Annotated in this window: 14 protein-coding genes; 4 read left to right on the top strand and 10 right to left on the bottom strand. The window is 57.4% G+C overall.

What is annotated here, in order from left to right; translation table 11 throughout:
• The first annotated feature begins 2 nt into the window (after positions 1-2).
• From R6U90_RS00570 to egtD, 4 genes are all read left to right on the top strand, one after another.
• Entirely contained in the window at positions 3-566 is a 564-nt protein-coding gene (locus R6U90_RS00570) for a hypothetical protein (protein ID WP_410350709.1), read from the top strand.
• Positions 563-829 carry a glutaredoxin 3 gene (gene grxC / locus R6U90_RS00565; RefSeq protein WP_410350708.1) on the top strand — a complete coding sequence of 89 codons (267 nt, stop codon included), beginning with the start codon at positions 563-565 and terminating at the stop codon, positions 827-829. Before R6U90_RS00570 ends, grxC begins: the two co-directional genes overlap by 4 nt.
• An 86-nt stretch (positions 830-915) precedes the next feature.
• Positions 916-2,226: an ergothioneine biosynthesis protein EgtB gene (gene egtB / locus R6U90_RS00560; RefSeq protein ID WP_410350707.1), complete on the top strand. Its 1,311-nt coding sequence runs from the start codon at positions 916-918 to the stop codon at positions 2,224-2,226.
• Complete coding sequence (gene egtD, locus R6U90_RS00555) at positions 2,226-3,194, top strand: L-histidine N(alpha)-methyltransferase (protein ID WP_410350706.1); 969 nt, start codon at positions 2,226-2,228, stop codon at positions 3,192-3,194. The genes egtB and egtD overlap by 1 nt, the downstream gene beginning before the upstream one ends.
• A gap of 282 nt (positions 3,195-3,476) precedes the next feature.
• Here egtD and R6U90_RS00550 read toward each other — a convergent pair whose 3' ends face one another.
• The 10 genes from R6U90_RS00550 to R6U90_RS00505 all read right to left on the bottom strand — a co-directional run bounded on the left by R6U90_RS00550 (position 3,477) and on the right by R6U90_RS00505 (position 13,039).
• Positions 3,477-3,812 (bottom strand): Na+/H+ antiporter subunit G, encoded by a 336-nt coding sequence (locus R6U90_RS00550; RefSeq protein WP_410350705.1) that lies wholly within the window; start codon positions 3,810-3,812, stop codon positions 3,477-3,479.
• 5 nt (positions 3,813-3,817) lie between these two features.
• Positions 3,818-4,087 carry a K+/H+ antiporter subunit F gene (locus R6U90_RS00545; protein WP_410350704.1) on the bottom strand — a complete coding sequence of 90 codons (270 nt, stop codon included), beginning with the start codon at positions 4,085-4,087 and terminating at the stop codon, positions 3,818-3,820.
• Positions 4,084-4,575 (bottom strand): Na+/H+ antiporter subunit E, encoded by a 492-nt coding sequence (locus R6U90_RS00540; RefSeq protein ID WP_410350703.1) that lies wholly within the window; start codon positions 4,573-4,575, stop codon positions 4,084-4,086. Before R6U90_RS00540 ends, R6U90_RS00545 begins: the two co-directional genes overlap by 4 nt.
• Positions 4,572-6,077, bottom strand: a complete 1,506-nt coding sequence (locus R6U90_RS00535; RefSeq protein WP_410350702.1) for a monovalent cation/H+ antiporter subunit D — start codon at positions 6,075-6,077, stop codon at positions 4,572-4,574. The genes R6U90_RS00540 and R6U90_RS00535 overlap by 4 nt, the downstream gene beginning before the upstream one ends.
• The gene (locus R6U90_RS00530; protein ID WP_410350701.1) at positions 6,074-6,400 is read right to left on the bottom strand and encodes a Na+/H+ antiporter subunit C; all 327 of its coding nucleotides are present in this window, start codon (positions 6,398-6,400) and stop codon (positions 6,074-6,076) included. Before R6U90_RS00530 ends, R6U90_RS00535 begins: the two co-directional genes overlap by 4 nt.
• Entirely contained in the window at positions 6,400-9,213 is a 2,814-nt protein-coding gene (locus tag R6U90_RS00525; protein ID WP_410350700.1) for a monovalent cation/H+ antiporter subunit A, read from the bottom strand. The genes R6U90_RS00530 and R6U90_RS00525 overlap by 1 nt, the downstream gene beginning before the upstream one ends.
• Positions 9,214-9,316: 103 nt before the next feature.
• Positions 9,317-9,691: a DUF4870 family protein gene (locus tag R6U90_RS00520; RefSeq protein ID WP_410350699.1), complete on the bottom strand. Its 375-nt coding sequence runs from the start codon at positions 9,689-9,691 to the stop codon at positions 9,317-9,319.
• Positions 9,692-9,705: 14 nt separating this feature from the next.
• On the bottom strand, positions 9,706-11,574 hold the full coding sequence (locus R6U90_RS00515) for a M61 family metallopeptidase (protein WP_410350698.1): 1,869 nt from the start codon (positions 11,572-11,574) through the stop codon (positions 9,706-9,708).
• Between the two features lie 16 nt (positions 11,575-11,590).
• Positions 11,591-12,478, bottom strand: a complete 888-nt coding sequence (locus tag R6U90_RS00510; RefSeq protein WP_410350697.1) for a hypothetical protein — start codon at positions 12,476-12,478, stop codon at positions 11,591-11,593.
• 30 nt (positions 12,479-12,508) lie between these two features.
• Positions 12,509-13,039 carry a hypothetical protein gene (locus tag R6U90_RS00505; protein ID WP_410350696.1) on the bottom strand — a complete coding sequence of 177 codons (531 nt, stop codon included), beginning with the start codon at positions 13,037-13,039 and terminating at the stop codon, positions 12,509-12,511.
• Positions 13,040-13,043: the final 4 nt, after the last annotated feature.

Raw genomic sequence — 13,043 nt, 5'->3', positions numbered from 1 at the left:
CCATGGGACTTCAGTTTTCCAGAGTGGCGGCCTCGTTCATTGTTCAGGTTCCCCGGCCGGTACTGGAGCAGCATATGGTGGCCAGCCCCGGGGTGGTGGGAGAAGAACTGGCCCGACAGGTCGCGCTGTATGCGCAGCAAAACAGCCTGGGCTATTACCCGGCGCTGGACTATTTCCTTGAACACGGGGGTGTCGATCCCGAACTGATCAATGCCGTCGAAAGTATGACCTGGCTGGTTACCGCGCTGGTGCGTGAGGAGATCAAGACCCGCTTGCGACCGGTGTTTTCCAATATCCGCTTCGAATCGATTCAGACGCTTGCCTATACCATGCCCACCGTGCGGCCCGGGCAGAACAACACCCTGTTGCGCCTGGCAGAACACTTCACCCCTGATCGGGTCAAGGTGGCCATCATTGCCACTTCTATCCGTCATCGCGATACCCCGGAGACCGCAGTCAAAATGGCCGAACGGATGATCTGGCGCTGGTTGCATGAACATTTCGAAAAGATCGAAATTACCCATACCCGTTATTTGCCTCCGAATGAGGATGAGGCGATCACATGAGTCGGGTTCAGATGTATTGCACCAAAGCCTGCCCGTACTGCCAGCGCGCCGAGCAGCTGTTACGCAAACGCGGGATGCGGTTTGAAAAAATCCGTGTCGATTTATCCAGGGCGAAATTGCGCGAAATGCTCAAACGCAGTCGGCGGGATAGCGTCCCGCAGATCTTCATTAACGATCGTCATATCGGCGGCTATGATGAACTGGTCAGACTGGATAAACGCGGACAATTAATCAGGCGTGATGAGAAAAAGGGCCGGTCTTGACCATGGTCTGTCGTTTGTCATGATTCAATGATAGTGTTTGACGACATCCTGACCCGATAAACAGATAAATATTGCAGGGGATTAGTATGGCTGCATCGCCGGATTCCACGAAGCTCCAGAGCGGACTCTCCACAAAATCGCAGACACTGGCCCGGAATAATGATGAATTGCGTTCGGCCTATCAGCGAGTGCGCAAGGCCAGTGAACTGATCTGTGAACCGTTGATGATCGAGGATTTCGGTGTTCAGACTATGGCGGATGTCAGTCCACCCAAATGGCATCTGGCCCATGTGAGCTGGTTTTTCGAAACCTTCCTGCTCAAGCCCTGTCTCGCCGATTATCAGGAGTTTCATCCCGATTATGCACGACTGTTCAATTCCTATTACGAACAGATCGGTAGCTATCATCCCCGCCCGCAACGCGGCCTGCTATCACGTCCCACTGTCGAGGAGGTCTATAGCTATCGCGCGCATGTGGATGAGGCGATGTTGCGTCTGATTGAATCGTCGCAAATGAGTGATGCGCTTATTCAGGAGCGGCTGGTCACGGGACTGCATCACGAACAACAACATCAGGAACTGCTGCTTACCGATATCAAACACATTCTCGGCATGAATCCCCTGCGTCCCGCCTATCGGGAAATTGAGTTACCGGCCGGGGTGGAACAACCGCTCGAATTCGTTCGCTTCACCGGCGGACTGAAAAAACTCGGTGCCGAAGAGGCCGGGTTTGCTTTTGATAATGAAAAGCCCCGGCATGATATCTGGCAACCGCCATTTCGTATTGCCGCGCGTCCGATCACCAACGCCGAATACATGGCCTTTATTGAAGATGGCGGTTATCTGCGTCCCGAATTATGGCTGTCGGACGGCTGGGCGGCGATCAAGCAGGGAACGTTTCATGCCCCGCTGTACTGGGAAAACCGTGACGGTCAGTGGTGGCACTATACCCTGGGTGGCATGCGGCCGGTGGATCTGCATGCCCCGGTGGCGCATGTTAATTACTACGAAGCCGAGGCCTATGCCAGCTGGGCCGGTAAGCGTCTGCCGACCGAGGCCGAATGGGAAACTGCGGCGGAGAATCTGCCGGTAGAAGGCAACCTGCGCAGTCACGGTTACCTGCAGCCGGTGGCCGGCGAGGGCGACGGGTCAGGTGTGATCAAGCTGTATGGCGATGTCTGGGAATGGACCCGGAGTGCTTACGCACCTTATCCCAAATACAAATCGTCCGACGGAGCACTGGGTGAATACAATGGCAAGTTTATGTGCGGCCAGTATGTACTCAAAGGCGGTTCCTGTGTCACACCGGCCGAGCATATTCGGCGCACTTACCGCAATTTTTTCTATCCCGGTGATCAATGGCAGTTTTCCGGGATCCGCCTGGCGGAGGATATCTGATGTCGGCTATACCCGCAGTCTATTATTATGACGAACATCCATCGGAGGCGGATTTTTACGCGGAGGTGATCGCCGGTCTCACTCGTCGTCCGCGTCGTATTCCGCCGAAATTTTTTTATGATGAACGCGGCTCGGAACTGTTCGACGCCATCTGTCGTACCGAGGACTATTATCCCACCCGCACCGAACAGGCCCTGTTGCAACAAAATGCCGGTGAAATTTTCGATCTGATTGGCGAGCGTTGCCGGTTGATCGAGCCGGGTAGCGGCAATAGCGAAAAGGTGCGACTGCTGCTGGATGTTCTGCGCCCAAGCGTTTATGTGCCAATGGATATTTCGCGTGATTTTCTCTATCAGGCGGCCGATCAGGTCGCGCGTGAATATCCCTGGCTCGAAATTCACGCGGCCTGCGTCGATTTTACCGCGCCGTTGAGCCTGCCATTTTGTCCGCCGGGCGGGCGTAAATTGATCTTTTTTCCCGGCTCCAGTATCGGCAACTTCGAACCCGAGCAGGCCGAGATGTTTCTACGTAACCTGATCCCCGTCGCCGGGCCGCAGGGCAGTCTGTTAATCGGCGTGGATCTGAAAAAAGACCCGGCGATTCTCAACGCCGCGTACAATGATCGCGAGGGGGTGACTGCGGCATTCAACCTGAATTTATTGCACCGCATTGGGCGGGAACTGGATGCCGAACTCAATCCGCAACTGTTCACGCATCATGCTTATTATAACGCTGCACTGGGCCGAATTGAGATGCACCTTGTCAGTCAACAGGCCCAGCAACTGACGATCGACGGTCAACGGTTCGATTTCGACAAGAACGAATCCATCCACACCGAGAGCTCCTACAAATACACCGTCGAGGAATTCATCGACCTGGCCGGTCGCGCGGGCTTCACCAGCCGTCAGGTCTGGACCGATCCCGATAACCTCTTCAGCCTGCACTATTTCGATGTCGCTGAAGATTAACCCCGTCGTTTTCACTCTTTCTCGTCAAAAAACTTAATTCCTCTCGCAGAGCCGCAGAGCCCGCCAGGAAATCATTGTTCTTCTTTGCGTCTCGGCGTCTTTGCGAGAAAATGAGAGATAAGTTTGAATCGTGTCCGTTCTTTCTTGCTGGATGATTTAATAACTCTCGCAGAGCCGCAGAGGCCGCCAGGAAATTATTGTTTTTCTTTGCGTCTCGGCGTCTTGGCGAGAGTATAGTGAATAACTTTGAATGGTTGTCGGCTTTGGGTTTTTATGTATGTTTTAGTTCTGTTCGTTTTGGTCATCAGTAGTGGCAGATGGCGGTTTGGCCAGGGAGTGCAGTTGCAGGTGCAGGGCGGCTTTGGATAAAAGATGAGCGCTGACCGGCGCGGTGATGAACAGGAACAGGGTGACCAGAATTTCGTGCAGGCTGAGTTCGTCGCCACGGCTGAAGTAGAGGGCCGAGGCGAACAGGAGGCTGCCGACGCCCAGGGTGGTAGCCTTGGTGGGGCCGTGCAGGCGGGTGTAGAAATCCTTCAGACGCGCCAGACCGAGCGAACCGATGAAAGTGAAGGCGGCGCCGATGAGGATCAATGCGGAAATAATATATTCGGCCATAATGATTACTCGATGATGTCACCGCGCAGCAGGTATTTGCATAGCGCCACGGTCCCGACAAATCCCATCAGGGCAATTAACAACGCCGCCTCGAAATAAATATTGCTGGCTGAATAGATGCCAAACAATACCAGCAGGGCGATGGTGTTCACGTAAAGCGTATCCAGGGCCAGAATACGATCCGGCATATCCGGTCCGAACAGCAATCGCCACAGATTCAGCAAAACGGCAATGGAAACCAGACCAAAAGCAATCGGGATAACGGTTTCAATCATGATTCAAACACCTCCTTGAGGGGCGCTTCATAACGTTGCTTGATTTTGGCGATCATCGCGTCGCTATCGGTTTCGTGAAGCGCATGCACGATAAGACAATGACGATCTTCGTTGAGCTTCGCCGAGACGGTACCGGGCGTCAGGCTGATAGTATTGGCCAGCAGGCTGATGGCCAGGTCGGTGCGCAAATCCAGCGGCAGTTCGACAAACCGGGGGCGCAGGTGTTTGGGCCGGCCCAGTATCAGTCGCGCCACGGTCAGATTGGCAACGACGATATCGAACAATACGATAATGATAAACCGCAGTAATACCAGCGGTCGGGCAATACGCACCTGCTCCGGCCAGAAGTGCCGGGTAAACAGCGGAATGGCCCAGCCAAACAGCAGCCCGAGCAACAGGTGACCGGGCGCGAAGCTGTTAACCAGCAGCATCCAGATCAGTGCCAGCACCAGGGTCAAAACCGGATGCGGTAGCCAACGTCCTGTCATGAGCGTGTCCCTCCCAGTACCGCCTGAATATAAATCTCCGGTTGCAGCAGCTGTTCGGCAATCAGGCGGGTGATGGCATCGATCGGCCCGGCGGCCACCACCAGCCCGAGACACAACATTATCAGCCCTGCCGTCGGGAGCAGTTCCTGCCACAGCTGACCGGTGGCCGTTCCGTGTTCGGCCGGATGCGAACGATAAAATATCAGGCTGCCGGAACGGGCCAGGGCAATGATGGTCAACAGGCTACCGCCCAGAATGATCGCCAGTACCCAGGCTGTAGCGGCCGGGGTATCGAGCGCGGCGCGCAGAATCAGAAACTTGCCAATAAAGCCCGACAAGGGCGGCAGACCGGCGAGCAGAATGGCCACGATGAAGAAAATCCCGCCCAGCAGGCGCCGATCGGCCAGTCGGGCATGGGGCACGAAATGGTCGTCATGCTCGCCCCGGCGTCGGGCCAGGCTGTCCGCCAGCAGGAAAAAGGCGGCGCCGGCAAAAGTGGTATGAGGCAGGTAATAGAGTCCCGCTGCGATCCCGTTGACGCCACCGATGGCAAACGCGGTCAGTAGTGTTCCTACCGAGATCACCACCAGCCAGGCAACCTGGCGGCGCAAATGGGTGCTGGCCATGACACCCAGCGTGCCCAGTGCCAGAGTCAACAGTGCCAGCGGCAACAACCAGGCATCGAGCAGGTTCGACAGCGGGCCTTCCCCGTACAGCAGGACATCCAGGCGCAGGATGCCATAAGCGCCCACCTTGGTCATGATCACAAACAGGGCGGCAACCGGGGCGGTGGCGGCCGAATAGGCGGCGGGTAGCCACAGGTGCAGGGGCACCAGCGCCGCCTTGAGTGCGAAGACGCCGAACAATAGCAGCCCGGCAAGTCGCGCCAGACTTTGCTGGTCGGCATCGGCCCGGGCGACATGAACCGCCAGGTCGGCCATGTTGAGTGTGCCGAATGTGCCGTAGAGCGTGCCGATGGCGAACAGAAACAGGGTGGAACCGGCCAGATTGAGGACGACAAAATGCAGTCCGGCGCGACTGCGGTGCGGACCGCTACCGTGCAACAGTAAACCGTAGGAGGCAAGCAGCAGAATTTCGAAAAAGACAAACAGGTTGAAGAGATCGCCGGTTAAAAAAGCGCCCTGCAATCCGAACAGCTGCAGTTGAAACAGGACATGAAAATGACGCCCGGCCTGATCGCCGCCGCGCAGGGCATAAAGCAGGGCGAACAGCGCCAGCAGGGCGGTAATCAAGACCATCCAGGCGGCCAGCGGATCAGCCACCAGAACGATGCCAAAGGGGGCCTGCCAGTTTCCCAGGGCGTAGACCCGTAACGGCCCCTCGAGCACACTCTGCAATAGCAGCACGGCGGCGCCCGCCTGTGCCAGGATTGCGATCATACTCAGAGTGCGTTGCAAGGGTAGCGGCGCACCCCGCAGCAGTAACAACACAATACCGGCCACCAGTGGCAGGAGAACCGGCGCGATAACCAGATGATTCATTCGCGCTCTCCATCCACGTGGTCGTTACCCAGTTCCGCCCGCGCCTTGAGCGCCAGCACGATAACAAAGGCGGTCATGCCGAAACTAATCACAATGGCCGTCAGGACCAGGGCCTGGGGCAGGGGATCGGCATACTGGCTGATAGCCTCGTCGATGACCGGCGGGCGGCCGATCGTCAGGCGTCCCATGGCAAACAAAAAGACGTTCACCGCATAGGAGAGCAAAGTCAGCCCGAGGACTACCGGGAAGGTGCGTCCGCGCAGCATCATATACACACCGCAGGCGGTGAGTATGCCAATCAGCAGGGACAGCAGGGCTTCCATCAGGGTGCTTCCTCGCGAGGGGACCGGGTACTGGCATCGCTGCTGTGCAACATGCCGATGAAAATCAGGATCAGCAGCGTGGCGCCCACCACCGCCAGATAGACCCCCAGATCAAACAGTATGGCCGAGGCCAGCTCGAAATCGCCGACTACAGGCCAGTGAACATGCGTAAAGGTCGAGGTCAAAAACGGATAACCGAACAGCCAGCTGCCCAGCCCGGTGAGGGTTGCCAGCAGCAGGCCGGCGGCGATCACCGGATGCATATTGGCGGGCAGACGGGCCCGGGTCCAGCGTACCCCGTTGGCCAGATACAGGGTAATTAACGCCACGGCCGTGACCAGGCCGGCGATAAAGCCGCCACCGGGGAGATTATGGCCACGCAGCAGGATAAACAGGGAGACCAGCAGAGCCAGAGGCAGCAGCAGCCGCGTCAGTGAAGCCATGATGGTCGGGTGAATGTCCAGGCTCCAGGGGCGGCCGCGACGATCCGTGTCGGGTCCGACCAGCTCCAGGCGTTCGAGCATTGCATAAATCCCCAGTGCCGCCAGCGCCAGGACGGTAATTTCGCCAAGCGTATCAAAGCCCCGAAAATCGACCAGAATAACATTGACCACATTGGTGCCGCCGCCACCGCTGACGCTGTTGGCCAGAAAATAGTCGGAAATACTGTCAAACGGACGGGTCAGCACGGCCCAGCTCAACAGGGCGGCGCCGCCCCCGGCGGTCGCCGCCAGACCCAGATCACGTCCCCGGCGCAGCCAGCTCGATTCCGGCGCCTGTTGCTGGGGCAGGTAGTAGAGGGCCAGCAGCAACAAGACGATGGTGACAATTTCCACCGACAACTGGGTCATGGCCAGATCCGGGGCGGAAAACTTGATGAAGATCAGCGCCACGATCAGGCCGACCGCGCCCATCACTGTCAGGCTGATCAGACGTCGCCGATGCAGCACTACCGTGCCGATCGCCGCGGCGATCAATACCAGCGCCGCCACCAGGCTGACCCCGTCCAGCGGCAGAGCGTCAGCAGTCCCCCTCAGGGGAGCTCCGCCGGCCACAAATCCCGTAATGCCCAGCACCAGGGCAGAGGCGACAAACCAGGCCAGCATGCGTTGCAGTGAACCGATATCGGTCAGCCGGGTGATCGTTCGGGCCAGGGCGAACAATGTGTCCTGCACGACATCGAAGACCCTGCTGGCCTTCAGGTAGGGCAGCAAAGTCCGATCATGAAAGCGAAACAGGGGTTCGCGCACGCTATAGATCAGCGCCCCTCCCAGCAGGGCAATGATGCTCATCCACAATGCCGGGCTAAAGCCATGCCAGATGGCCAGATCGAACTCGGGTGGCGGGGTTTGCAGCACGCCGCTGGCGGCGATACGCAGTAGCGGTTCCACCGTCAGCGTCGGCAGAATACCGACCAGCAGACACAGGGCGACCAGCATTTCCACCGGGACTTTCATCCAGCGCGGAGGCTCATGGGGGGTTTTGGGTAAATCGATCGGTTCGCCGTTGAAAAAGACATCATGAATAAAACGGAACGAATAGGCGAACGCGAATATTCCGGCGACGGTGACCAGCGTCGGCAACCACCAGCCCAGCTTCAAATGAGTTGCAGCGCTGACCGCTTCGGCGAAAAACATTTCCTTGGAAAGGAAACCGTTCAGCAGCGGCACGCCGGCCATCGCGCCGGCGGCGACCATCGCCAGCAGGGCGGTATGTGGCATATATTTCCACATTCCATTGAGCTGGCGCATATCGCGTGAGCCGGTTTCGTGATCAATGATGCCGGCCGCCATGAACAGCGAGGCTTTGAAGATGGCATGATTGATAATATGAAATACCCCGGCGACCGCCGCCAGCGGGGTGCCGATCCCGAACAGCAGGGTAATCAGTCCCAGGTGACTGATGGTGGAATAGGCCAGCAGCCCTTTCAGATCATGTTTGAACAGCGCAAAGATGGCACCGATCAGCAGGGTGATCAGGCCCGCGCCGCCCACCAGCCAGGACCATTCGGGCGATTGTGACAGGGCCGGGAAAAACCGGGCCAGCAAAAATACCCCGGCCTTGACCATCGTGGCCGAATGCAGATACGCCGATACCGGTGTGGGGGCCGACATGGCATTGGGCAACCAGAAATGGAACGGAAACTGGGCAGACTTGGTAAAGGCGCCGAGCAGGATCAGGATCAATACGGTCAGATGCTGGGGATGATCCCGAATGATGTGACCGGACTGGAGAATGACGGACAGCTCGTAACTGCCGACGATTTCACCCAGCAGAACAAAGCCCCCGAGCATGGCCAGCCCGCCGGCGCCGGTCACGGCCAGCGCCATGCGCGCGCCGTTACGGGCATCGCTGCGCTCCTGCCAGTAACTGATCAACAGGAAGGAGGAGAGACTGGTCAGCTCCCAGAAGATCAGCAGCTGGATGATGTTTTCCGACAGCACGATGCCAAGCATGGCGCCCATAAACAGTAACAGGTAGGCATAGAAGCGGCCCATGCAGTCCCGTTCGGACAGGTAATAACGGGCATAGAGAATGATGAGCAGGCCAATTCCCAGAATCAGCAGGGCAAACAGCAAACCCAGTCCGTCGAGGCGGAAGACCAGATCCAGGCCGACTGCCGGTATCCATGCCACACGCTGGATAATGATGACGCCATCGGCGACAGACGCCATCATGGGCCACAGCTGGAACAGGGCGGCGATCACCACGGCGCCGGACAGCCAGGCCGAATGCAGACGCCCCAGGCGGGAGATGCCAGCCGCCAGCACACTGCCGACAAAGATTGTGAGTACCAGTCCCAGCAGACTCATGGCTCGCGTTTTATCCTTCTACAGATAACGGGTTTTATGCCGCAGAACATAACTGTCAGGTTTTGTTGTAGAGCAATGAATCGCACAATACCACAAGTGCCTCTCAGGTTCCTGTGTTCGGTGGGATCGTCGAGGGAGTCAGTGGTCGTTTTTCATACAGATACAACCAGCCTTTGATAATACGATAGACGACCCAGAAAAACGTCGCGGCCAGGATCAGCCAGCCAATCAGAATATACACTCCGAGGGTACCAATAATGAGGCCGACCAGGCTGATCCAGAAGGTGCGTATCTGCCAGCGGAAGTGCGATTCCAGCCAGGTGCCGCGCACATCCTCCAGTTTGACATAGTTGATAATGACGGCAATGACATAGGTGATGGCCGTGACATAGGTCAGGGCCTGCAGCAGATAGACAATGTGGGTCAGCTTGATCAGGTTATCGAGCGGATCCCGGTATGGATCATAAGTCGGTTGCATGAAGTCAAATATTGTTATTGTGACGGGTTAGTGACCTGTCGGGTGACCGGGGAGTTGCGGTTCTGTCCCAGCCAGCGTTCACGGGCCAGAGATTGTTGGGTGCTCGATTGACTCTTGATGGTCAAATAGACCGTATCCGCCGGCGCCGGTTCCAGTTCCAGAAGAGTTTCAAACAGTTCATCACGACGAAAAGCATGCAGCGTCACGTCTGAACCGGGCGGATAGTCTCCCAGTTGCAATTCCAGGTTGTTCTTGTCGACCTTGATATGGTCGCAGGCGATGATCACATCGCCCGCCGACAGCCCGGCTTTTTGTGCAGGCCCGTTATCGAACACCTGGGTCAGACGAGCGCCCAGTGGATCATGGGCCACACGCGCCCCGAGCCAGACGGGCGGACGTTGTTCGGAGCGTGGTTCAGCGGCGCTGCCGCCCCTGTCATCGGCGTTGCGTGCGGGGCGCAGGCAGAAATCGATGCCGGTCTGTTCCAGTAGCTTCTGCAGGGGCGGGTCTTCCGTGCCGTGCACGTAACGGGCGAAGAACTCACTCAGATCGGTCCCGGCGATTTGTGTGGCCAGACGTTCGATTTCGCCTTCGGGCACGCCGATCCCCGGTTTACCGTATGTCTGCCAGAGCCGGCGCATCAGATCATCCAGGCTACGGGCGTCGTCGGTCATCTGACGCAGTGTCAGATCCAGTGCCAGGGCAATCAGGGCACCCTTGGTATAGTAGCTGACGATATTGTTCGGCGCGCTTTCGTCCTGTTTGTAGAATTTGCTCCAGGCATCGAAGCTGCTGTCGGCCACGCTCTGTTTGAAACGCCCGGCCCCGCGCCAGACCCGGGTTGCCGTCTGTCCGAGCAATTGCAGATAACTTTCGGTATTGATGACACCGCTGCGCACCAGCGCCAGCTCGTCGTAGTAAGAGGTAATGCCTTCGAAGGCCCATAACTGGCGGGTCGGCGTTTCGCGACTCAGATCATAGGGCATGAAGATGGCCGGCTTGATCCGTTTAACATTCCACAGATGAAAATATTCGTGGCTGCACAGGCCCAGGAAGTTGCGATAGTTATCGGTGATCGTCTCCTGGCCGGGTAAGGGTAGATCGTTGCGACTGCACAGCAGACTGGTGGAACTGCGATGTTCGAGACCGCCGTAGCCTTCGCCGACAGCCGTTACCATAAACAGATAACGCTCCATTTTCGGCAATTCGCCAAACAGGGCCACATGGGTAGCGCAGATCTTTTCCAGGTCCCTGCAGAGGCGGGGCAGATCGGCGCGATGTTTACCGGTGAGTGCGATATCGTGTGGCACGCCGGCCACTTCGAAGCTGGCCAGATTAAAATGGCCCATCTCCACCGGGTGATCGATCAATTCATCGTAGTCGACCGCCTGATAGCTGCCAAAGTCGTACAGCGCGGCTTCCCTGCGGGGCAGGGTCGTGGCAACACGCCAGTCCTGATAGGTTTCTCCTTCAGGGCGCTGGAGTGTGACCTGGCAGGGTTGATCGGTCTGGCCTTCGACAGCGACAAAAACCGTGGTGCCATTAAAATAGGCATGATTGGTATCCAGATGAGCACCGCGTACCGACAAATCCCAGGCATACACTTCATATTCTATATACAGGGGCGTGTCACAGGCTGCGACTTGCCAGGTGGCCTTGTCGAGTTTGACGACCTCCAGTGGATGGCCCTGCTCGTCGCTCGCCCGGAGCCAGACGACATTTTTGGCAAAATCCCGAATCATGTAACTGCCGGGGATCCAGCCGGGCATGCTCAGGCGCTGGCCGGCCGGATCCGGTTGTTCGATGGTGCATTGCACACGAAACAGATGAGCCTGCGGGGAAACTGGAAAGACCGTGTAACGGACAGGCGGATTCGGATTCACAACAACCTCGAACGGATTATGGCTGAAGTTCGATTTTAACAAAAACCCGTTGCCGCTGTTCTTCCTCGCGACGGGTGGAGCGGGTAAGACTGTTTTGCTGGCTGCGCAGTGTTTCCAGACTGCCCCCCAGTTCAACCCATTCACCCAGGCGGGTGCGGATCGTGGTTTCCATGCCACTGAGGTTGATTCGCCCGCCACCGGATTCACTGACCGAGTCCCGCTGCGGGCGAATATAGAGCTGGACCTGCTCGCCGTTGAGTTGCGGACGGATCTGAAAACCGCTGGTCACATTCTGATAGCGGGTGGAGCGGGTGACGGTGCCGTCCGGATTGGTGGTCTGCTCGGTAATCGGCACCGCCTGGCCGGTGCGGATCGTGGCCCACTGACCTTCCTGTACGCGAAGGGTCTGTGCCGCCGGTTCCCGGCTACGGGAGCGGGTGCTGTAGATCCGGCTGCCACCGCTGGCGCCGCCTTCAACCTGCTGGCCGCTGTCGATCACGATGCTCTGCGGGTCATCGGAACCGCCGCCGCGCACTTCAACCGAATCGTTGCCGATACGGCCCTGTACGGCGATTGACTGTTCGGCCCTCACCGCTTCACGATCGGTCGAGACGTAGACAGTCAATTCCCGCAGGGCGGTATCCAGTTCTGTCAGCAGCGATTTGATCTCATCAATATTTTTTCCGGTGGAACGAACGATCAAGCGGTAATCCTTGCCGGTGATACTGCCAGCGTCGATCACGAACGGTTTGACCAGCGGCACTACTTCATCGGCCGGCCGGTGACGCAAATCGATCACCTCCAGCTCCATCGATTCTGGAAAAACTGGCGGGCTAATCAGCATGCCCAGCAACACTACCGGTATCACAGTGACAGATTTTATTAATAAGAAAAGTGTTTTCACTTGGTGTTCCCGGTGTCGCTACAATAAAAATTATAAGTAAAGCCGTCGGGCATCGGTCGGCACCTGGCTCTGCTCCCAGACCTCGTTAAAATAGTGCAGCAGAGACCGGGCCAGCCCGGGATCGTTGTAATTGACGATACCTTCATAACGGTCGGCGAGCTTGCGATGCAGGACCGCGCGCTGATCCACAATAAAAAAACTCTCGTTGTATTCGGCGTAATCCTTGTGAATGATCCGGATTTCCATCGAGCTGCTGAGATGACGGGACAGTTCAATCAATCGATGGCCGTGTTTGACCAGCGGTTCGATATCGCGCAACAGAATACGGACTTGTGACTGGGGGTGCTGGCTGGCCAGGCGGCGTACAGCACTGTTGAATTCCTGGCGGTCGTACAGCTTGCCGTCCAGATAACGGCTGTAAATATGTAATGAACGCCGGCCCTTGTCGATCATGTTCAACAGGGTCTGGTAATTGTCCTGGCGATCACGAATTGTCAGTTCACCGGTTTCCTGGCCGATATCGGCCCGTGTCAGTGTCGGCTTGTCATCAATGTCCGTCATGCCT

Origin of the sequence: Thiohalophilus sp. (assembly GCF_046483665.1) — a bacterium.
In the GTDB taxonomy this organism is placed as follows: Bacteria; Pseudomonadota; Gammaproteobacteria; order UBA6429; family Thiohalophilaceae; genus Thiohalophilus.
The sequence above is the reverse complement of the archived record's forward strand: the minus strand, read 5'-3'. Positions and strand labels throughout refer to the sequence as shown.